At 61.3% G+C, this 20218-nt stretch carries 14 protein-coding genes and 1 pseudogene; 6 read left to right on the plus strand and 9 right to left on the minus strand.

Features of this window, described 5'->3' with window-relative positions; genetic code table 11:
- Positions 1-16: 16 nt before the first annotated feature.
- Positions 17-469 (minus strand): acyl-CoA thioesterase, encoded by a 453-nt coding sequence (locus tag VFI82_15155; protein HET7186023.1) that lies wholly within the window; start codon positions 467-469, stop codon positions 17-19.
- A gap of 71 nt (positions 470-540) precedes the next feature.
- Positions 541-942 (minus strand): hypothetical protein, encoded by a 402-nt coding sequence (locus VFI82_15160; protein HET7186024.1) that lies wholly within the window; start codon positions 940-942, stop codon positions 541-543.
- A gap of 340 nt (positions 943-1282) precedes the next feature.
- Between VFI82_15160 and VFI82_15165 the strand changes: the two genes are divergently transcribed.
- The gene (locus VFI82_15165) at positions 1283-1594 is read left to right on the plus strand and encodes a tetratricopeptide repeat protein (protein HET7186025.1); all 312 of its coding nucleotides are present in this window, start codon (positions 1283-1285) and stop codon (positions 1592-1594) included.
- A gap of 44 nt (positions 1595-1638) precedes the next feature.
- Here the strand turns inward: VFI82_15165 and VFI82_15170 are convergent, their stop codons facing one another.
- Together VFI82_15170 and VFI82_15175 are read right to left on the minus strand one after the other, a co-directional pair.
- Positions 1639-2436 carry an SDR family NAD(P)-dependent oxidoreductase gene (locus VFI82_15170; GenBank protein HET7186026.1) on the minus strand — a complete coding sequence of 266 codons (798 nt, stop codon included), beginning with the start codon at positions 2434-2436 and terminating at the stop codon, positions 1639-1641.
- A gap of 55 nt (positions 2437-2491) precedes the next feature.
- A pseudogene (locus tag VFI82_15175) lies at positions 2492-2794 on the minus strand (ArsC/Spx/MgsR family protein).
- 264 nt (positions 2795-3058) lie between these two features.
- Between VFI82_15175 and VFI82_15180 the strand changes: the two are divergent.
- Both VFI82_15180 and VFI82_15185 read left to right on the plus strand, forming a co-directional pair.
- The gene (locus tag VFI82_15180; GenBank protein HET7186027.1) at positions 3059-6091 is read left to right on the plus strand and encodes a POTRA domain-containing protein; all 3033 of its coding nucleotides are present in this window, start codon (positions 3059-3061) and stop codon (positions 6089-6091) included.
- The gene (locus VFI82_15185; GenBank protein HET7186028.1) at positions 6088-10107 is read left to right on the plus strand and encodes a translocation/assembly module TamB domain-containing protein; all 4020 of its coding nucleotides are present in this window, start codon (positions 6088-6090) and stop codon (positions 10105-10107) included. The genes VFI82_15180 and VFI82_15185 overlap by 4 nt, the downstream gene beginning before the upstream one ends.
- A gap of 80 nt (positions 10108-10187) precedes the next feature.
- Here VFI82_15185 and VFI82_15190 read toward each other — a convergent pair whose 3' ends face one another.
- Both VFI82_15190 and argS read right to left on the minus strand, forming a co-directional pair.
- The gene (locus VFI82_15190; protein ID HET7186029.1) at positions 10188-10553 is read right to left on the minus strand and encodes an STAS domain-containing protein; all 366 of its coding nucleotides are present in this window, start codon (positions 10551-10553) and stop codon (positions 10188-10190) included.
- A 99-nt stretch (positions 10554-10652) separates the two neighbouring features.
- Positions 10653-12620: an arginine--tRNA ligase gene (gene argS, locus VFI82_15195; GenBank protein HET7186030.1), complete on the minus strand. Its 1968-nt coding sequence runs from the start codon at positions 12618-12620 to the stop codon at positions 10653-10655.
- Between argS and metG the strand changes: the two genes are divergently transcribed.
- Both metG and VFI82_15205 read left to right on the plus strand, forming a co-directional pair.
- Positions 12567-14810 carry a methionine--tRNA ligase gene (metG, locus tag VFI82_15200; protein HET7186031.1) on the plus strand — a complete coding sequence of 748 codons (2244 nt, stop codon included), beginning with the start codon at positions 12567-12569 and terminating at the stop codon, positions 14808-14810. The genes argS and metG overlap by 54 nt on opposite strands.
- Before the next feature lie 91 nt (positions 14811-14901).
- On the plus strand, positions 14902-15711 hold the full coding sequence (locus tag VFI82_15205) for a TatD family hydrolase (GenBank protein HET7186032.1): 810 nt from the start codon (positions 14902-14904) through the stop codon (positions 15709-15711).
- Between the two features lie 62 nt (positions 15712-15773).
- Here VFI82_15205 and ubiE read toward each other — a convergent pair whose 3' ends face one another.
- The 3 genes from ubiE to aroB form a co-directional block, all read right to left on the minus strand.
- Complete coding sequence (ubiE, locus tag VFI82_15210) at positions 15774-16526, minus strand: bifunctional demethylmenaquinone methyltransferase/2-methoxy-6-polyprenyl-1,4-benzoquinol methylase UbiE (GenBank protein ID HET7186033.1); 753 nt, start codon at positions 16524-16526, stop codon at positions 15774-15776.
- A gap of 115 nt (positions 16527-16641) precedes the next feature.
- Positions 16642-17334 carry a hypothetical protein gene (locus VFI82_15215; protein HET7186034.1) on the minus strand — a complete coding sequence of 231 codons (693 nt, stop codon included), beginning with the start codon at positions 17332-17334 and terminating at the stop codon, positions 16642-16644.
- Positions 17335-17391: 57 nt separating this feature from the next.
- Positions 17392-18543 carry a 3-dehydroquinate synthase gene (aroB, locus tag VFI82_15220; protein ID HET7186035.1) on the minus strand — a complete coding sequence of 384 codons (1152 nt, stop codon included), beginning with the start codon at positions 18541-18543 and terminating at the stop codon, positions 17392-17394.
- Between the two features lie 74 nt (positions 18544-18617).
- On the opposite strand from aroB, the gene nadB reads away from it, so the two are divergent.
- The gene (nadB, locus tag VFI82_15225; protein ID HET7186036.1) at positions 18618-20186 is read left to right on the plus strand and encodes an L-aspartate oxidase; all 1569 of its coding nucleotides are present in this window, start codon (positions 18618-18620) and stop codon (positions 20184-20186) included.
- Positions 20187-20218: the final 32 nt, after the last annotated feature.

The raw sequence follows: 20218 nt of genomic DNA on the forward strand, positions 1-20218 counted from the left end.
TGAGCGGGGCACTCAATTAGCGAGTCTTGAAACTGCTTTGCCTCGCCCGTTCCTGTTCGCGCAGTTGGCGCCGGCGCCCGGCATCTTCATAGCGCCGTTTTTCTTCCTCGGTCTCGGCAATGACGGGCGGAACCGGCAGGCGGTGACCCTCGCGGTCAACTGCGACAAAGGTCAGCAGCGCGGAAGCAACGTGCTTCTGCGTCGTATCGATGTAGTTTTCCACCACGACCTTCACACCGACTTCCATCGAGGAATGAAATGCGCGATTCACCGACGACTTGAAGATGACCAGGTCACCGACCCGCACCGGGGTGAGAAAGTCCACATGGTCCATGGACGCGGTCACCACGTAAGCCCGGGCGTGACGGTGAGCCGCCATGGCGCCGGCCAGGTCAATCCAGTGCATCAGCCTGCCACCGAGAAGGGAGCCTAGGGGGTTGGCGTCGTTGGGCAGAACAATCTCTGTCATTTCCGATTGCGAGTCGCGCACCGGACGCGGCTCCAGGCTGGCGACGGGTTGAACAGTTCTTTCCTGGGCCATCAACTGACCTGGCTTTCGCGGCCATCGGTGGCAATCTTGCGGCCCCGCGTCGCCTTCCGTGTGCCGCGAGCTTCCCCGTTCTTTTGGCGCGGCATTTCGATCTGTGAGGCCGTACCGGTCCGGCTCAGATAGGTCTCGACATAGCACTCGGCCATTTTCTGTATCCGTGCATCGGCGTGCTCGGACGACCAACGTCCCGCAGCCGCGTCGAACTGGAGCATGCCGTGGGCGGCGGGAGCGTACCCAATTTCGCAGACGAACTGCACGCTTAACTTGTGATCGCGATCGCGGGCAACGGAAAACCGCACCGCGTCAGCAGCTCGACTTACCGGCAGTCGAGCGCAGTGGCGAGCGTAGCCCAGGTTGCAGCCGTCCTTCAATTCCTCATCCGTGGGTCGCACGCCGTCATGACCCGGCGCGGTACAGCAGCCGCTCCAAGCGTCGCCGAGCGGCAATCTCGCCGGGTGCGGCCACGGTGGATTTTCAATTCGCTTCTGCGGGAGGAAGTAGGGGCACGCCATGGAGCGGCATTGTAACCCAGTGGATGGTGGGTAGGGGGTTAACGGCTCTGGGCGGCACGGCTGAAGCCCTGCCCTACCCAAAACCAATTACCCAAAACCAATGAAGAGGGCAATCATCTTTACCTCAGGGGCTAAAGCCTTCATCATTGACGCTCCGGGCGGCACGGCTGAAGCCGTGCCCTACCCAAAACCAATTATGAGATAACCGGTAGCCACGCTTATGGATCGCATCGCTGCGCTCAGAGAAGTCCTCGCCGCCAACCCGAACGACGCTTTCGCGCGCTACGGCCTGGCAATGGAGTATTCAACGTCGGGTGACCTGGAGGGTGCATTGGCTGAGTTCAAGATGATTCTTCAGCACAATCCGGATTACGTTCCCGCCTACCAGATGGCTGGGCAAATGTTGCTGAGCGCGGGCCGAATCGAGGAAGCGCGCAAGATGTTTGACGACGGCATTGCCTCGGCCCGGCGCACTGGCAACCAGCACGCCGCGTCAGAGATGCAGGGCATGCTGGATGTAATGCCGCAGTAGGCGAAAGCCTCGGCTTTCCCCACTGCGCTTCGCAATCATGCCAGCTAATTGTTCTTCGCCACTCTTCGCGCCATCGCCGCGTCCACCACGCCGGGAAATAACTGGTAGAGTTTGGCAACCAACCAGTAGTACCAGGGCGTAAAGACTTCCCGCTTCCGCTTCAAGTAGCCGTTAAGGGTATCGCGGGCCACCAGGTTGGCATCCGCACCGATACGGTTGTCGGCATTCAGACGCTTCGGCTGCCGTCCCGGCGTCTTGTTCTTGTTGAAGTTGGTGGCAATGTAACCCGGGCAGACGGTCATGACATGCACGCCGGTTCCGAGCAGTTCGACGCGAGCCGCCTTTCCGATCGCGTTCATCGCAAACTTAGTCGCGCAATAGGCGCCAGCATAGGGCAGGGGAACATGGCCGGCGACGCTGGAGATGTTGATGATGGTGCCGGTGGCCTGCCGCTTCATGGCCGGAATCGCTGCTTGCATGCCATCAATGGCGCCGAACAGGTTGGTGTCGAACATTTTGCGGTAGGCATCGCGGTCCATGGCTTCGACCGAGTCGTTCAGGCCGTGCCCGGCATTGTTTACCCAAATGTCCACGCGGCCGAAGTTGTGCAGTGTCAGCGAGAGGACGCGGTCAATTTCTTCACGATTGCGGACGTCGCAGGTCAGCGCCAGCGTCTTTTCCGGATGGCCGATCCGCGCCCGCGCCGCCTCCACCCTCGCCTGGTCGCGCGAAGTCATGACCACCGACGCGCCCTCTTCAACAAACACCCGGGCCAGCGCCTCGCCAATTCCCATCGAGGCACCGGTGATGACCGCTACTTTTCCGCTGAGCTGTGCAGGCATGCTTCGCTTCTAATGGCTCGTCGAAACGAAGTCAAGCAGGCGAATTCCTGCCGACTTAGATCCCAAGGTCCTTCAGCCGCTCGACCGGACGGGCCAGCACCACTTTCTTCCCGCGCGCGACGAGCGGGCGCTGGATCAACTCCGGATGCGCCACCATGAGCCTAATCAACTGGTCGTCGTCCAGGTCTTTTCCGGCGACCAGGCGCTTGAATGTTGCCTCTTTCGTTCGCACGGCGTCCAGGGGTTTGAGGCCGGCGTCGCGCAGCAATTTTTTCAGCGCCTCTGCTGTAAGCGGATGTTTCGTATAATCCACCGCTTCGAACTCGGCCCCCTTCGCAGTCAAGATCCTCTTGACCTCGCGACAAGTGCTTCACGTCGGCTTTTCGTAGATGGTGATTTTCTCGCGCGCCATGGCCACAGGGTACTCTCGTCGCGGACTTCTCTCAATGTGGGCTCAGAAGCGGAGGGAAAACTTAGCAGCAGCTCTGCCAAGCTGTTCTGATTCATCAAGACAAACGCGCCGGGTTCGGGGGCATCTCACACTCGTCAGCCGCGCTCAGGTGAGAAGTCCCCCGCCGGGCGGTGGCGTGGCACCAAACGACAGCAGAGGAAGCGTACCGCCTTGGGCCAGTTGATTCGCAAGTCGTGCCCGTCCTGTATTCTCGTGTGCGGCGTCATCTTTTTAATGGGCGCTGTCTCCTACGGCCAGAACGTGCAAACCGTCAAGCCGCCGGAATACCAGAACAAGCCAACGCCCACCGAGGCGCCGCCGCCTCCGAGAACCGCACCGCAAACTCAGGAGGTGCTGCCTTCTTATGAAGGCCAGCGCGTCTCCGGGGTGGAAATTGCCGGCCAGCCCGAGGTGAATACCGAGTCGCTGGTGCCGCTCTTGCAACAACGCGCCGGGCAGCCGTTTTCCCAGGCCAAGGTGCAGGCCAGTATCGACGCCCTGAAAAATACACACCGTTTCCAGGACGTTACCCTGGAAGTGAGGCCCGACGCTAACGGCGTTCGCGTCCTCATGATCCTTCAGCCGGCGGTGTATTTCGGGATCTACGATTTTCCCGGCGCGCTGCGTCGCTTTCCGTACTCGCGCCTGCTGCAGGTGACGAATTACCCGCCCCGCGGCGCTTACACCCCGGTCGATGTGCAGACCGGGGAAAATCAACTGCGGACCTTCTTTCGTCGCACTGGATTTTTCCAGGCGCAGATTCATCCCGAGGTGCGAACCGACCGCCAGCACGGGATTGCGAATGTCATCTATCGAACCGACCTCGGCCCGCGCGCAAAGTTCGGCAAGGTGAACATCGAGGGTACGACGCCGGAGGAGACGCAGCATCTGATCCAGGTCTCGCATTCATTCCTGGCGCGCATGCGGAACTCCGCCATCCGCCCGGGCAAGACTTACCAGCTGAAGAAGCTGACGAACGCGACCAAGTATCTGCAGACCTCGCTGATGAAGAACGGCCACCTGGCAGCACAGGTGCGGCTCATCGGCGCCAACTACGATCCTGAAACCCGGCGCGCCGACATAAGCTTTCACGTCGACACCGGACCAGTAGTCAAGGTCAACGTCGAAGGCGCTCACCTCTGGCCCTGGACGCGGAAGAAGCTGCTCCCGGTGTATCAACAGATCGGGGTGGATCCAGAGCTGATCCAGGAAGGCCGCCAGAATCTCATCTCGCATTTCCAGAACAAGGGGTATTTCGACGTCAACGTCACCACCAACGTCCAGCAGCAGCCTGGCGGCGAAAACATCGTCTACCAGATCGCCAAGGGCCCCCGACATAAGGTGGCCGATGTGAAGGTCGTGGGCAACCAGGGGCTTGGCACCAAAGAGTTAATGCAGCACCTGAAGGTGGAAAAGGCCCACTTCCTCAGTCATGGAGACTTCAGCCAGAAACTGGTGCGCAGCAGCGTCAAGAACCTTACCGATCTGTACAAGGCCAACGGGTACAGTAGCGTCAAGGTCACGCCCCAAGTTGTGAATCAGAACGGAAACATCGTTGTGACCTTCAACGTCAATGAGGGACCGCAGGACATCGTTCAATCGATCCGCATTGCCGGCGCGAACACCTTGCCGGAATCAAAATTTGCTCCCCATGGTCTGAAGCTGCAACCGGGCAAGCCCTATTCGCAAAAATTGGCGGACGAAGACCGAAACGAGGTCATGGCCAACTACCTGCGCCAGGGATACCTGAACGCGACGTTTCGCGAAATTGCGAAGGCCAATCAACCGCACCGCCTCGACGTGGTCTACCAGATCGAGGAAGGGCCGCAGGTGCACACCGCGACTGTGGTTACGCTGGGACGTGAAGACACGCAGCAAAAGCTGATCACCCGCGATGTCGCGGAGATCAATCCCGGGCAGCCGCTGCGGGCCGACGAAATGATGCGCTCGGAAACCGAGCTGTACGAGCCCGGGATCTTTGACTGGGCGCAAGTGGACCCGCGTCGCCAGATCACCACCCAGACGCAAGAAGATGTGCTCGTCAAGGTCCACGAGGCCAAGCGCAATGTGCTGACTTATGGCTTCGGCTTCGAGGTCATCAACCGCGGAGGCAGCGTTCCCAGCGGAACGGTCGCGGTACCTGGCTTGCCGCCGGTGGGGCTGCCGTCCACTTTCAAGACCAGCCAGTCCACCTTCTGGGGACCACGCGGCACGATTGAATACACGCGCAGCAACTTGCGGGGGAAAGCTGAATCGCTGACGTTTAGCGGGCTCGGCGCCCGCCTGGAACAGCGCGGATCGGTGGTGTTTTCCGATCCCTCGTTCCGCTGGTCCAGTTGGGCGACTGATGTTTCGCTCTCCGGAGAACACAACAGCGAAAACCCGATTTACTCATCCCGCATCGCCCAGGTCGCACTCCAGTTCCGGCGGCCGCTCAACAAGAAAAAGACGCGGTATTGGTTCGTCAAGTACAGCCTCTCCGAAACCGGCCTGACACATCTGCTGATTCCCGAGTTGGTCCCGTCCTCGCAGATGCATGTGCGGCTCTCCACATTTTCCACGACCTATACCAATGACACCCGCGACAACGTGCTCGATGCCCACAAGGGCATTTATCAGAGCTTCGAGGTTGACATCAATCCGCGGGTGCTCTCCAATTTCCAATTCGCGCGTTTCCTGGGGCAGACGGCCTATTACAAGAAAATTCGCGGCAATATCGTTTGGGCAAATAGCGTTCGGCTTGGATTGGAGCAGTCCTTCGGCGGCAGCACCGTGCCGCTCAGCCAGGCCTTCTTCTCCGGCGGCGGCAGCAGCCTGCGCGGCTTCCCGCTGAATGGCGCCGGCCCGCAGCGAACAATCCCGGCCTGCGGCAATCCCGCGGTCCCGTCGACTTGTTCGTTGATCACGGTGCCGGTAGGCGGCAATCAACTCCTGATTTTGAATTCCGAGCTTCGGGTCCCGTCCCCGGTGGACTTGCCGATCGTGCACAAGAACCTTGGCTTCGCCGTGTTCTATGACGGCGGCAACGTATTTCAGTCGGTTGGGTTCCACAACTTCGGCGCGCAGTACACGAATTCCATCGGAGCCGGACTTCGTTATTCCACTCCGGTTGGCCCCGTCCGCATAGACATCGGTCACAACCTGAATGCGCCGCCGGGCCTCAAATCTACTCAAGTCTTCGTTACGTTAGGACAAGCGTTTTGAGCACCGCACCGCAATTTCCGCCCGATTATCACGTTGCCGAGGAAGCGCAAGCGCCACCTCCTCGGCGGCCAGCGTGGAAAGCCGCACTGGCATGGACGGCCGGCATCGTGGCGATCGTGATTCTGCTGGTGGTGGTCGGACTGGTCCTCGTACTGCACAGCAACTCCGGTCACCAGTACATCCTCGCCAAGGTGGAGCAGAGGGTCTCGGCGTCATTAGGTTCGCAGGTGAAGACGCGAAATTTTCGCCTCGCCTTCTCCGGAATCAGCCCGGCGGTTGATTTGTATGATGTGGTCGTTGCCGGCGCCAGCCCCTACCCGACGCCTCCATTGCTTACCGTGGACCACATGTTCGCCAGCGTGCAGATCACTTCCCTGCTGCGGCAAACATGGTACCTGAAAGATATAAGAGTCGATCATCCCGTCGTCCGCGTCTTCGTGGACAGGCATGGCACCGACAACCTGCCGCAGACCAAGAGCAGCTCCAGCCAGAGCAACACCAACATTTTCGATCTCGGAGTGCGCCATGCCGTGTTGAACAACGGCGAGGTGTACTACAACAACCGCAAGAGCGTGCTCAACGCCGACCTGCACGATCTCAGTTTCCAGGCGGCATTCGATCCCGCGCAGCAGAGCTACTCCGGCTCGCTCGGCTACCGCGACGGCCATCTTCAGATGGGCGCGTACAACCCGATGCCGCACGATTTCCAGGCCAAGTTTCTGGCTACGCGCCAGGCGTTCACACTGCAGCGCGCCGTGCTCAGCAGCGGCCACTCGCAGTTCAACCTGGATGCCACCGTCGAAGACTATGCAAATCCGCATGTCCGGGCGACCTACGACGCCTCGATTGATACGGGCGAGTTTCGCCACATCACCAAGAACCCGACCTTGCCCGCCGGCGTGATCCGGTTGGCGGGAAAGGTGGACTATGCGGCCCGCCCCAATGTGCCGATGATGGCGGCACTGGTGTTGAACGGCGATCTAAGCAGCCGCGCTCTGCGTGTCGACACGCCCTCGTTTCGCGGCAATATCTCCAATATCGGCGCCCGCTACACGGTCGCGAACGGCAATCTCGATGTCAGGGACTTGCGCGCCAATCTCCTCGGCGGCTCGTTGACGGGAACGTTGAACGTTCGCGGGATTACCGGGAATGCGCCGCAATCGGCCCTTCATGCCGCCCTGCGCGGCGTCTCGCTGGCTGACTTGAAATCCATGATGGCGTCGCCATCGCTGAAGCAGGTAGCCATTAGCGGCGGCGTGAATGCGACCGCCGACGCTACCTGGGGCAAGACGTTCGATAACCTGGTCGCTCGCGCAGACGCCAATCTCAACGCGCGCCTGGCTTCCGCAAACGGGGCAGCCGGCGTGCCCATGACCGGCACAATTCACGCGCGCTACTCCGCACGCGCCAAGCAGATCACGCTGGCGCAGAGCTACCTGCGGACGCCGCAAACTTCGCTCACGCTCGATGGCACCGTGAGCGACCGCTCCGCTCTGCAGGTCCATTTGCAATCGCAGAATTTGCATGAGCTGGAAACCGTCGCCAATATGTTCCAACCGCCGGCAGCGGGTCAGCCGGCGCTCGGTTTGTATGGGACGGCGAGCTTCAACGCTTCGGTTCGCGGCACCACCAGCTCACCGGAGATCACCGGGCAGCTGAATGCGCAAAACCTGAAGGTCAGAAACACGGCGTGGCGCGTGCTGCGCACGAATGTCAGCCTCAGTCCGTCGCAAGCCAGCCTGAAGGACGGGTTGCTGCAGCCCTTGGACCGCGGACGCATCACGTTCAACCTCAGCGCCGGGCTGCGGCAATGGTCCTTCACCGATACCAGCCCGGTGCAGGTCGCGCTGAACGCGTCCAACATTAACGCCGGGGAGCTGGCGCAAGCCGCCGGTTGGCAGACCCCGGTGTCGGGCACGCTCGCCGCCAACATTGCGGTGCACGGCTCGGAGTCGAACCCGATCGGCAACGGTACCGTCAGCCTCACCAATGCAAAAGTCTCCGGCGAGGCGATTCAATCGCTGAACCTCAAGTTCAACGGCGCCGGCGACACCGTCCGCACCAGCCTCGCCTTGCGCGTGCCGGCAGGCTCGGCGGAAGGCGCGGCCACCATTTTTCCCAGGAAGAAGGAATTTCAGGCCAACCTGCAGGCACACGGAATCCGAATCGAACTGCTCCAGTCGGGCAAAGCGCGCAACATGACCGGCATCTTGAACCTGGACGCCAGCGGCCAGGGCTCATTCGACAATCCGCAACTGTCGGCTAACATCAGTGCTCCTCAGCTCAAGGTTGCGGACCAGGCAATCAATGAACTGGTGTTGCAGGCCAACGTCGCCAACCATGTCGGCACTTTTGCCCTCGATTCGCAGGCCATCAATACGTCGCTGCGCGCGCGCGGAACGGTGCAGCTCATCGGACAATACTTCGCCAACGTGACTATCGACACGCAGCCCATTCCGCTGGCGCCAATCGTCGCCGCCTACGCGCCCGCACAAGCCGGCAATGTCACCGGGCAGACGGAGCTGCACGCAACTTTGCGCGGCCCGCTCAAGAACAAGGCGCTGCTGGAAGCGCACGCCGTCATTCCGACTCTGCGCGTCAATTACAAGAATACGGTGCAGATCGGGGCCGTGCAGCCCGTTCACATCGACTACGCCAATGGCGTTCTCGATCTGCAGCGCACCACCATCCGGGGCACTGACACCAACCTGGAACTCCAGGGTTCGGTGCCGGTGGTTGACCGCGGCAAACCGCTGTCGCTGTTGTTACAGGGCAACATCAACCTTCAAATCGCGCAGCTCTTCAGCCCCGACGTCACCAGCTCCGGCCAGCTTCAGTTCAACATCAATTCCTTCGGTAAGTTTGCTAATCCGGATGTGCAGGGGCAAGTGCGCATCGTCAATGCCACCTTCGCCACCGGCAGCGCTCCGCTGGGCATACAAAACGGCAACGGGGTTCTGACCTTGACCAAGGATCGTCTCGACATCACGCAGTTCCAGGGCACCGTCGGCGGCGGCACCGTGACCGCAACCGGTGGCGTGATTTACCGTCCTCAAATGCGCTTTGACGTGGCCTTAACCGGCCGCGAGGTGCGAATGCTGTATCCCGACGGAGTGCGCGAGACTTTCGGCCTGAACCTCACACTTGCCGGGACGCCGGAGAACGCAATTTTGACTGGGCAGGTGCACCTGAGTGATTTGTCGTTTACACCTGATTTCGACCTGATGGGAATGATCGGCTCGTTCGGCGGCAGCACAGCTCCGCCGCCATCCCAGAGCTTCGCCGATAACCTGAGGCTGAACGTCAGCGTGCAATCGACCAGCGGGGTCAGCCTGGTCAGCCGCGAACTGAGCCTGCAGGCGGCGGCGAACCTGCGAGTGCAGGGCACAGCGAATGAGCCCGTCGTGCTCGGCCGCATCAACCTGAACGGTGGCGACCTCATCTTCCAGGGCAACCGCTACATCCTGCAGGGCGGGTTCATTGATTTCGTAAACCCTTATCAAACCCAGCCGGTGCTCAACGTGCGCGTCGAGACCACCATCCAGCAGTACAACATTCACATGATGTTCCGCGGGCCGGTGGATCACCTGCAAACCAGCTACACCTCTGATCCGTCGCTGCCGCCGCCCGACATCATCAACCTGATCGCGTTTGGCAAGACCACCGAGGCTTCCGCGGCCAATCCTTCGCCACCGGGAGCGTTGGGGGCGGAGTCGCTGGTTGCCTCCCAGGTCAGCAGCCAGGTCACCAGCCGCATTTCCAAGATCGCGGGAATCTCGCAGCTCTCGGTCGATCCGGTCCTGCAGGGCAGCAACCAGCAGAATCCGGGCGCCCGCATCACCGTGCAACAGCGCGTTACCGGCAACATTTTCGTGACCTTTTCTACCGACGTGACGTCGACACAGAACCAGATCATCGAGCTGCAGTACAAGGTTTCACCGCGCTTTTCGGTCAGCGGCACGCGCGATCAGAATGGCGGCTTCGGCTTCGACACGCGGATCAAGAAAACCTGGTAGACGTTCAGGATTGGAATGGGAGGATTTCGTGCGCGACGCGACGCCCGCGCGTTTTTCGGCTCGCGTGCCGGCTGCCCTTCTTAGTTGTTGTCTCCCGCGGCCTCCGCGCTGACCGACTCCGCCGCCTCGATCGGCGTGGAATAGGTCTCGAAGCAGCTCGCCAGCTTGGTGATCTGCAGCACGTCACGCACCCGCCCGGTGAGTCCGGCGAGCACAATCTTCTTGCGGTCCCGCGAGGCCGTTGTCAGCAAGCGTATCAGTTCCCCGACTCCCGAGCTGTCGATGAAACTGACATTGGACAGGTTCAGGACAACGGCGCCCGTCTGCGTCAGCATTTCCAGAACCTGCTGGCGAAGTAATGCGGTCTCTTCGCCGAAAACGATCCTGCCGTTGCAGTCGAGAATGAGCGCTTCGCCGTAAATCCGGCTGCTGGTTCGAAGCAACATGGTCCCTCCGTGGTCCGGGCTGCCGCTCGAGGGGCCAACATACTACGCTTCCTGCACGATTCACAATGGGGCGCCGGAGGTCGCGACCGTCCGCAGGGCCTACATGACGGGCGGCACCGCGATTCCCATGACTTGCAGCACGCGGATAAGTTCGCGCCGTACGATGGCCGCGGTCACGAGCAGAAACCGCTTTCTGTTCTCGTCGGGCTCGTTGAGGATGTGATGGCGGTGGTAAAAATTGTTGAAGACCTGCGCCAACTGGAAGGCATGCTTGGCGGCGTGGGCCGGCTCCGCCGTCGCGATGCACTGCTCGATCACGTATGAGGTCTTGGACGCGGCCAGCAACAATTCCCAGAATTCATTGCCCGCATCGCCGCTGAGAAACCTTGAAAAATCGATTGCCTGCCGGCCGGCGGCAGCCAGGATCGAGTCCGGTTCAATCCCGGCTTTGCGAAAAATATTCGTTCCGCGCACCACCGCATACTGAGCGTACGGCCCAGTTTCGCCCTCGAAGCTGAGCGCTTCCTTGAAGTCGAAGGCGATCACGCTGGGCTTGGTAAATTTGAGCATGAAATACCGCAGCGCTCCGATGGCGATTTGCGCCGCAATCTCGCGCCGCGCTGCATCGCCCAACTCCGGGTGGCGGGTGTCCACTTCCCTGGCGGCGGCAGCAATCAGGCGATCGAGCAGGTCATCCGCTTTGACGCCGAATCCCTTCCGTCCCGAGACCTCGATGTAGGCCTTGGCCCAATCATCTTCGCTCAATTCGTAGCCGAGGTCTGCCGCGCAACGCGGCGTGAGCGCCACCATCTCGTAGGACAAGTGCGTGTAATGCTCCGCCGCCTCCGTGTAGCCCAGCGCCCGCAGCGCTTCAATGACCGTCTTCTGCGCCTCCGCCTGCCGTGCGTCAATCACGTTGTAGATCGCGCTCACGCCGCCGAAATGCGGGTGCTCTTTTTCTCCATCGACGGCGGAAATCCAGACTTCGTGCTGGTTCGGGTACTTGTAAAACCGGCGATACCCGAAATCGCGCCCCAGCAACCCGAACTTCCACAGGTGATACGCAATGTCCTTGCCGACGTAACCGACGGTGCCGTTGGAGCGCACGATCACCTTCTGGTCTTCTTCCGTGTGCTCCTCTTCCGACTTCCCCGCCACGTGCGGACGACCCATCACCCAGCATCCTTCGTTCTTGCCCTCACTTTCCAGGTACAGCACCCCTCGTTCCTTCATCTGCTGGAAAGCCAGGTCCCAGAAATGCAGCCGCAGGATTTCGCTCTCACGCGGCAGGAAATCGTATTCGATCGACAAACGATCCATGGTTTCCAGGTGCCGGCGCAATACCGCGGCGGAAATGATCTCGGCGAATTCGGCGGCCTGGTTGCCGCCTTGTTCGATCGCGTGCAGAGCCTCGGCGCGCTTCTGCAGGTTGGCGCGATCTTCCTGGTACCACTGCGACACGCTGGCGTAGAGGTCCCAGCACAGGTAGTCGAAGCGAGGCTCTCGCTTCGCCAATTCTTCGACTTGGGCCTTGGTTTTGTGCTCCCGTTCGCGGAAGCCGACCACCACGTCCGCCACCTGCACGCCGGTGTTGTCGATGTAGTTCTGAACATCCACGGTTCGATTGGCAGCGCGCAGCAGGCGCACGAAGGTGTCGCCGAGGATGGCATTGCGCAAATGCCCGATGTGCGCCGCCTTGTTGGGGTTGATGCTGGTGTGTTCGACCAGGATCTTGCCTTCGACCGGGATTTGCGGTGGTTCGTCTCCCGCGGCCAGCACCGCCGCAGCCGCGCCCCGGTCCAGCCGCGCATTGATATAACCTGCCCCCGCGACCTCCAGTCTCTCGAAGCCTTCCAGCGGGCCAATACCGCCAACAATCTCTTCGGCAATTTTGCGCGGCGGCTTGCGCAGCCGCTTAGCAAGCTCGAAGGACAACGGCAGGGCGTATTCACCGAGCTCCACCTTCGGCGGCTGCTCGATCACGATGCTCGGCAGATCAATGTCGTATTTCTCGTGCAGACAGGCACGCACGCGTGCGGCGAGTTGCTGCTGAAATCGGCGGTACAAGGATCAGGCGTCCTCGAAGCGGCTGAAGAAACATGGATTATAGCAACGCCCGAAGGTTTGACGCGGTCGCTCAGCGTTCCCTATGATGAACGTTTCCGCTCCGTTGTCATCAGTACACAAATGCCGGACAAGTTCTACATCACGACCCCGATCTACTACGTGAACGCTCGCCCGCACCTCGGGCATGCCTATACCACCATCGTCTGCGACACCATCGCGCGGCGCCAGCGCATGCTCGGCAAAGATACCTACTTCCTGACCGGAACCGACGAGCACGGTGTCAACGTGGAACGCGCCGCCCAAGCGGCCGGACGCGAGCCGCAGGACTATGCCGACGAAATCGCGGCTGCCTTCAAGGCCATGGCCGAACGCGTCGGCGCCACCTACGACAAATTCATCCGCACCACCTCGGCGGAACACAAGCAGGGTGTGCAGGCGCTGTTTCGGGTGCTGCGTGACAACGGCTACATCTACAAAGGAAGCTACACCGGCCAATACTGCATTCATGACAATCTCTATGTTGATGCCGCGGGACCCGGCGCACCGTGCCCTACCTGTGGCCGTCCGACCGAGACCATCAGCGAGGAGAACTACTTTTTCAAACTCTCCGCCTTCGAAGACAAGCTGCTGAAGTACTACCAGCGGCACCCCGACTTCATTCGCCCGGAGACGCGGCGCAACGAGGTGATGTCGTTCGTGCGCGGCGGTCTGCGCGATCTCTCCATCAGCCGCAGTACTTTCAAATGGGGAATCCCGGTGCCGGACGATCCCGGCCACGTGATCTACGTCTGGCTTGATGCCCTGAGCAACTACATCACCGCCATCGGCTACGGGTCGGACAAGAAGAAGGACCAGCAGCAGTTCGAGAAATACTGGCCCGCCGACGTTCACATGATCGGCAAGGAGATCGTGCGCTTCCATTGCGTCTATTGGCCGGCGTTCCTGATGGCCGCCAATCTGCCGCTGCCCGCCACCATCATGGCGCACGGCTGGATTCTGTTCGAGCAGGACAAGATGTCGAAATCGCGCGGTAACATCGTGCGCCCGGAAACCATCATCGACGTGCTCGGCGTGGATGCGCTGCGCTACTTCCTGCTGCGCGAGATCGTCTTCGGACAGGACGGCTCGTTTTCCTTTGACGCTCTCGTCGGCCGCTTCAATTCCGACCTCGCCAATGATTACGGCAATCTGGCCAGCCGCACCTTGAGCATGATCCAGCGTTACTTCCGCGGCGAAGTTCCCTATCCGTCCGGCAAGGCCGCGCTGAGCGACGCCGATCATGCCATCCAGGAGCACGCGACCCGAGCCGTGGCGGAGTGCTCTCGCCTGTTCGACGGTTACCAGTTCTCCCGCGCCCTGGAATGCGTCTGGGGCGTCATCGGCGCCGTCAACAAGTACATCGGTGAGAATGAACCCTGGGCAGTTGCGGAAAAGCAGGATGAGCAGAGCCGCTCGCGCCTGGGCACGATTCTCTACACCGCTGCCGAAGCGCTGCGCGTCGCTACCGCCCTCGTTTACCCGGTGATTCCCGAGTCCAGTTCGCGCATCTGGAAGCAGCTTGGGCTTGGCGACATCGAAAAATTCCGGCTCGACCGCCTCCAGTGGGGACAACTGGAGCTCGGCACAAAGCTCGGCAAGGTCGAGCCCGTCTTTCCGCGCGTTGACAAAACCGCGATTGAGAAGATGCACGAACTCGAGCAGCAGGGCCGCGCTCCCCTGGTGGGTGCCGAAGCGAAAAAACCTCCGGCCGCCGCGGCGCGCCCGCCAGTGGAGATGGCCATGGGGCAGAACGGCGAAACCGCGCGGCCGGCAGGCACTGGGGCCAAAGCGGGGGCTCCCAAAACACCTCCTACGCCGGCGGAAGGAAAAATTTCGATCGACGATTTCTTGAAGGTGGAGTTGCGCGTCGGCCAGGTAAAAATCGCTGAGAAAGTCAAAGGCGCGGACCGCCTGTTGCGCCTGGAAGTCGATATTGGCACCGAAGTGCGGCAGCTTGTTGCGGGAATCGCCGAGGCCTATACCCCGGAGCAACTGATCGGCCGCAAGGTGGTCATTGTCGCCAATCTCGCGCCGCGCAAGCTGAAAGGCCTGGAATCGAATGGCATGATCGTGGCCGCATCCACGGAGGGCGGCAAACCCGTGCTGGCGGGCTTCCTGGAAGATATCCCAGTCGGCGCGAAGTTGAAATAACCAGCCACAGATCGCACTGATCAACACGGATTTAACGTTTCTTGTTTCTGACATGTGTTCATGCGTGTAAATCCGTGGCGTTGTTTTTCCTATGTTGATAGATAGCCATTGCCACCTCGAAGGCCCCAAGTTCGCTCCAGACCGCGAGCAGGTGCTGGCCCGCGCGCGAGAAGCCGGTGTCCAGGCGCTGGTCGCGATCGGTAACGGCAGCGGCCCCGACGACGTCGCCTGCGGCATCCGGCTTGCCGAGCAGTACGGTCCAAGCCAAGGCTTGAACATTTATGCCACGATCGGCGTGCATCCCCATGAAGCAGCGCTAGCCGAAGAACGTCATTTTGCCGAGATGGAGAAACTGGCTCACGATCCGCGGGTGATTGCCTGGGGAGAAATCGGCTTGGATTATTTTTATGATCACTCCAAGCGCGACGTGCAGCAGAAGGTCTTCATTCGTCAGATGGAGTTGGCGCGCGCGGCCGGCTTGCCCATCGTGGTTCACAATCGGCCTTCCGACAACAACGACAATGCCTGGCAGGACCTATTCCGCTTGTTGCGCGAGCACTGGAAATCGGCGGGACTCGGCGGCATCCTGCACTGCTTCACCGGAAGCGTTGAGCACGCAAGACTGGGCATGGACCTGGGTTTCATGATTTCCTTCGCCGGAAACGTGAGCTATCCCAAAGCTGTTTCCATTCGCGAGACTGCGACCCGGATTCCGCTCGACCGAATGCTGATCGAAACCGATTCGCCCTACCTCGCGCCTGTGCCGCATCGCGGCAAACGCAACGAGCCTGCCTTTGTCGCCGAAACCGCGCGCCACATCGGGGAATTGCGTGGAATTTCGGCGGAAGAAGTTGGCGTGGCGACGACCGAGAATTTTCACCGCTTCTTCAAGTCGGTCTAACCACGAAGGGCACAAAGGTGCAGGAAGGCAAGAAAAGAACTGTCACTCTCATTAACGCAGATTTAAAGCTTTTTTCCGCGGTAAAGCCCTGCAATCCCAAACGTGTACGGCGTCCACGTGACTTCGCTGAACCCCGCCGCCCGCATCTGCCCGAGCATTTCGCTGGGCGAAGGAAACCGCTCCACCGACGACGGCAAGTAGGCGTAGGGGCCCTTCACGCCCGAAATCAGCGTTCCCACCGCGGGCAGCACGCGCTTGAAGTAAACGCGGTACACGCTCCCGATCATCCCCGAGGGCTCTCCAAAATCAAGGATCCCAGTTTCCCCGCCGGGCCGCAACACGCGGAAGATTTCGCGCAGGCCGGCGTCGTAATCGGCGAGATTGCGGAAGCCGAATGCCGAGGTGACAAGGTCGAAGCTGCTGTCCGGCACGGGCAGGCGAAGCCCGTCCGCTTCCAGCCAGCGCAGCGAAGTCCCGCGCGATTTCCGCGCCGCCCGCACCAGCATGGCATGAGAGAAATCAGCGCCTACGATTTGGACTTTCCGCCGCGATGCGCGGAGCAGGGCAAAGGCCATGTCTCCGGTCCCGCAGCACAGGTCCAGCGCCCGCGCCTCCGGCCGCTGCAGGATATGGCGAAAGGTGCGCGCGGCGCGGCGCCACCAGAGGCGGTCGATGTTGAACGAAAGCAGGTGGTTCAGCAGGTCGTAGCGGGGCGCGATAGAGGTGAACATTTCGCGCACTGCGGTGGCGGCCTGCTGCCGGTCTTTTGCGCCGGCAGGCGACGCGCCTGTCACCGGCTTCGTGGAATCCGCCATGTGCAGTAGTTAACCACAGAGGACAAGGAGGACGGCAAAATTGCGGCTGGCCTGAGGTGGCTTTTCTGTTCTTTGGCTGGCGCAGAAATCCGGGCCATATTCCGGCGCTCTGATTCTATGCTCGCGCGCTGTGCACCTGGCTGGGCAGTTTCTGCTCGGCCCACTTCTGCACGATCTGAGCCATCTCAGCAGTCGTCATTCCCTTGTTCTTTTGCCACAGGATGTACTTGGCATAGTTCTGCTCGAATTCCTGGACTGCCTCCGACACGCCGACGCGCTTCATCTCTCCGGCGTGACGCCCGCTCATGAGCATCTTTACCAGGACTGGGGCCGGCGCCTTGGGGGCGCGAATAGTCTGCACGAAGGGCGGAAGCTGGATGCCGGTCGCAGGCAGAGTGGTCAACGAGTGGCTGCTGCCGTCCTGGTAGCGCGTCACCAGTTCGATCCAGATGCCGGCCCTGGGATGCTCGTAGATATGCGCGGTAACGTAATCGTCCGGCTTGGCCAGAACGACCACCTTCACCCCGGGCATCTTGTCCACGTTAAACGTGCCGACGTAGTCGAACCCGGACGCCAGCAGCGGGTTCTTCAACTCGTCAATGCCTGCCGCATTGCTGAACTTGGGAAATTCGTCGCGCGCCAGGTTGACGAAGTCAGGCTGCGACTCGATCGCCTTCTTTCCGACATGGTTGAGCGCGCCTTGGGAGGCGCTGCGCACCAGGAACATGGCAACGATGCGTTTGCCGAACAGTGTCCAGATCACGAGCAGCGCGGCCAGGAACAGCAGCTTGATCAAAGCGGGGGACATGGCGCCTCCGCAAGAAAAATGCCCGAGGCACCTCGGATGCGCAAGTCACCGCCATGGTTACGCCTGTGACAGGTACCGAAGCTCTTCGACCGCCTGCACCACGGCACGCTCCGGAACGTCGGGAACGATCTCCACCTTGCCGACTTCGATGGGCAGCACGAAGTGCACGACTCCATTCATTGTTTTCTTATCATGCGCCAGTCGCCGCGCGATGCGCTTGCCGCGCGGTTCTACTTTGGGCAGAGACGCGTAGGCGAGCACAGACGAAATGATGCGGCGCGCGGTTTCCGAATCTGACATTTGCATCGCGGCGGAGATCATGGAAGCGGCCACCATGCCCCAGGCCACGGCTTCCCCATGCAAGAATTGCTTGTAGCCGGTTTCCGCCTCCAGAGCATGGCCGACGGTGTGCCCGAAGTTCAGGATGCGGCGCAGACCCGACTCGCGCTCGTCGGCGGCCACCACGTCCGCTTTCACCTGCACGCATTCCGCGATCAGCCATTCCAGCGCCGCCGGGTCGCGCTGCAAGACCCGTTCGCGATTTTGCTCCATGAATTCGAAGATGTCTGGACGTCGTATGATGCCGCACTTCATGGCCTCGTACAAGCCGGCGCGAAATTCGCGCTCCCCGACTGTTCCCAGCACTCCGGGATCGACGAGCACCGCGCGCGGCTGATGAAATGTTCCCAACAGGTTCTTGCCCTCGGGAAGGTCGACCCCGGTTTTGCCGCCGATGGAAGCGTCCACCTGGGCCAGGAAGGTGGTGGGAATTTGCACCACGTCGATGCCTCGCATGTAGATGGAGGCCACGAAAGCCGCCACGTCACCCACCACGCCGCCGCCCAGCGCGATCACCACCGACTTGCGATCGGCGTCGCGCCGCACCAGCTTGGTGGCCAGGTCACGCACCGTTTCCAGTGTCTTGGCGCGCTCGCCGTCCGGCATTTCCAGAACGGTGTGCGGCAACCCGGCATTGGCGAGGGATGTGGTCAGAGTGTCGGCCCACAGCTTCTTGACCGGAGGAACCGTGACCACGACAAACCGCGAGCGATCGGGCAGGAGCGACCGGAGCAGCTCGCCGGCACGCGTCAGCAGCCCGGATTCAATGGTGACGGTGTACGGATTGGAGGGAAGTTTGACTTCGACTTGCCGCACCCTTCCATGATAACGCACGCGCGAGGTTGCTGCGGGCGGGCCGTAGCAGTCCACTTTTGGACCCGCTCCCGCCCGGCCAGGCGCGTGATGCTGACGTAACTGGGGCGAGGATGTAACATCGTCCGTTCATGAAATCCGTTCCTCACGAAACCGATTTCATTGTCGTCGGAGCCGGTATCGCCGGGCTGCGGGCCGCCATCGACCTGGCCCCCGTCGGTCGGGTGCTGGTTTTAGCCAAGCGCGAACTGACCGAATCCGCCACGCAATACGCCCAGGGTGGCATTGCCGCCGCGCTCAGCGATGAGGACGAAATCGGCCTCCATCTCCAGGACACGCTCAACGCCGGCGCCGGGCTGTGCAACGAAGCCGCCGCCCGCGTGCTGGTGGAGGAAGGCCCGGAGCGCATCGAGGAACTCATTGCCTGGGGCACCGAGTTCGACCGTGCCGGCAGCAAGCTGGTGTTCGCGCGCGAGGGAGCGCACAGCCGCAACCGCATCCTGCACGCGCACGGAGATTCCACCGGACGCGAGATCGGGCGCGCCCTGTGGCTCAAAACCAAGGCCCTCAAGAATATCTCGCTGTTGGAATTCGAGTTTGCCACCGAGCTCTGCCTGCATGACGGCCGCGTGGCCGGAATCGAGGTCATGAACGAAAAGGGCGAGCGCAAGGAAGTGCACGCCTCGGCGGTGCTGCTCGCCACCGGCGGCCTGGGCCAGATCTATCGTGAAACCACGAATCCCGGCGTGGCGACCGGCGACGGCGTCGCCATGGCCTGGCGCGCGGGGGCGGAGATCAGCGACATGGAATTCGTGCAGTTCCATCCCACGGCGCTTTACGTCAAGGGCGCTCCCCGTTTCCTGCTCTCCGAGGCGTTGCGCGGCGAAGGCGCCTATCTCCGCAACATGGAACTGGTGCGTTTCATGCCCAAGTATCACGAGCTCGCCGAACTCGCACCCCGCGACGTGGTGGCGCGCGCCATCGCGCACGAGATCGGGCTCGTCAAGTCGGAGAATGCGGTGGTTTATCTCGACCTCACCCACCTCAATCCGAAGAAAATCGAATCGCATTTTCCGCGGATCCACAAAACCTGCCTCGAATATAACGTGGACATCACCACCGACCTCGTGCCGGTGCGTCCTGCCGCTCACTACGCCATGGGCGGGGTGCGCACGGACCTGGATGGTCGTACAAGCCTGCCCGGACTGTTTGCGGCGGGCGAGGCAGCTTGTACCGGCGTGCACGGCGCCAACCGGCTGGCAAGCAATTCCCTTCTCGAGGGCCTCGTCTTCGGAGCGCGTGCAGCCAAGATCATGCGCGAGCAATTGCGTCAGCCCAAGCCCCACGCCGGCTCCCATCACTCCGCGCCGGAGATCGCAAATGAAACGGCTCCGGCTGCCGCCGCCGACATCGTGCAGCAAATCCGGGATCTGATGTGGCGGCAGGTGGGGATCGTCCGCATCGGCTCTCACCTCAAGCACGCGATCCACGAACTGCACAGGCTGCAAGCCATTTGGCCGCACTCCCGGAATGGCTGCCAGGCCGCCAACATTCACCAGGTGGCGTTGTTGATCACGCGCTCCGCGCTGGCGCGAGAGGAAAGCCGCGGCGCGCAATATCGCACGGATTATCCTCTACCCAACGATGCAAAGTTCAAGAAACACTCCGTCGTCAAAGGCGAGCAGATCCGGTTTGAATAGCCGCTCGCGGTTCGACTTCCGTGACGGCAGAA

This window comes from Terriglobales bacterium (genome assembly GCA_035691485.1).
In the GTDB taxonomy this organism is placed as follows: domain Bacteria; phylum Acidobacteriota; class Terriglobia; order Terriglobales; family Acidobacteriaceae; genus JAIQGF01.

Coding starts and splice junctions, on each gene's coding strand:
- VFI82_15155 (HET7186023.1), bottom strand. CDS start 469: ATGACAGAGATTGTTCTGCCCAACGACGCCAACCCCCTAGGCTCCCTT.
- VFI82_15170 (HET7186026.1), bottom strand. CDS start 2,436: ATGCCTGCACAGCTCAGCGGAAAAGTAGCGGTCATCACCGGTGCCTCG.
- ubiE (HET7186033.1), bottom strand. CDS start 16,526: ATGGCGGATTCCACGAAGCCGGTGACAGGCGCGTCGCCTGCCGGCGCA.
- VFI82_15190 (HET7186029.1), bottom strand. CDS start 10,553: ATGTTGCTTCGAACCAGCAGCCGGATTTACGGCGAAGCGCTCATTCTC.
- VFI82_15215 (HET7186034.1), bottom strand. CDS start 17,334: ATGTCCCCCGCTTTGATCAAGCTGCTGTTCCTGGCCGCGCTGCTCGTG.
- VFI82_15165 (HET7186025.1), top strand. CDS start 1,283: ATGGATCGCATCGCTGCGCTCAGAGAAGTCCTCGCCGCCAACCCGAAC.
- nadB (HET7186036.1), top strand. CDS start 18,618: ATGAAATCCGTTCCTCACGAAACCGATTTCATTGTCGTCGGAGCCGGT.
- VFI82_15205 (HET7186032.1), top strand. CDS start 14,902: ATGTTGATAGATAGCCATTGCCACCTCGAAGGCCCCAAGTTCGCTCCA.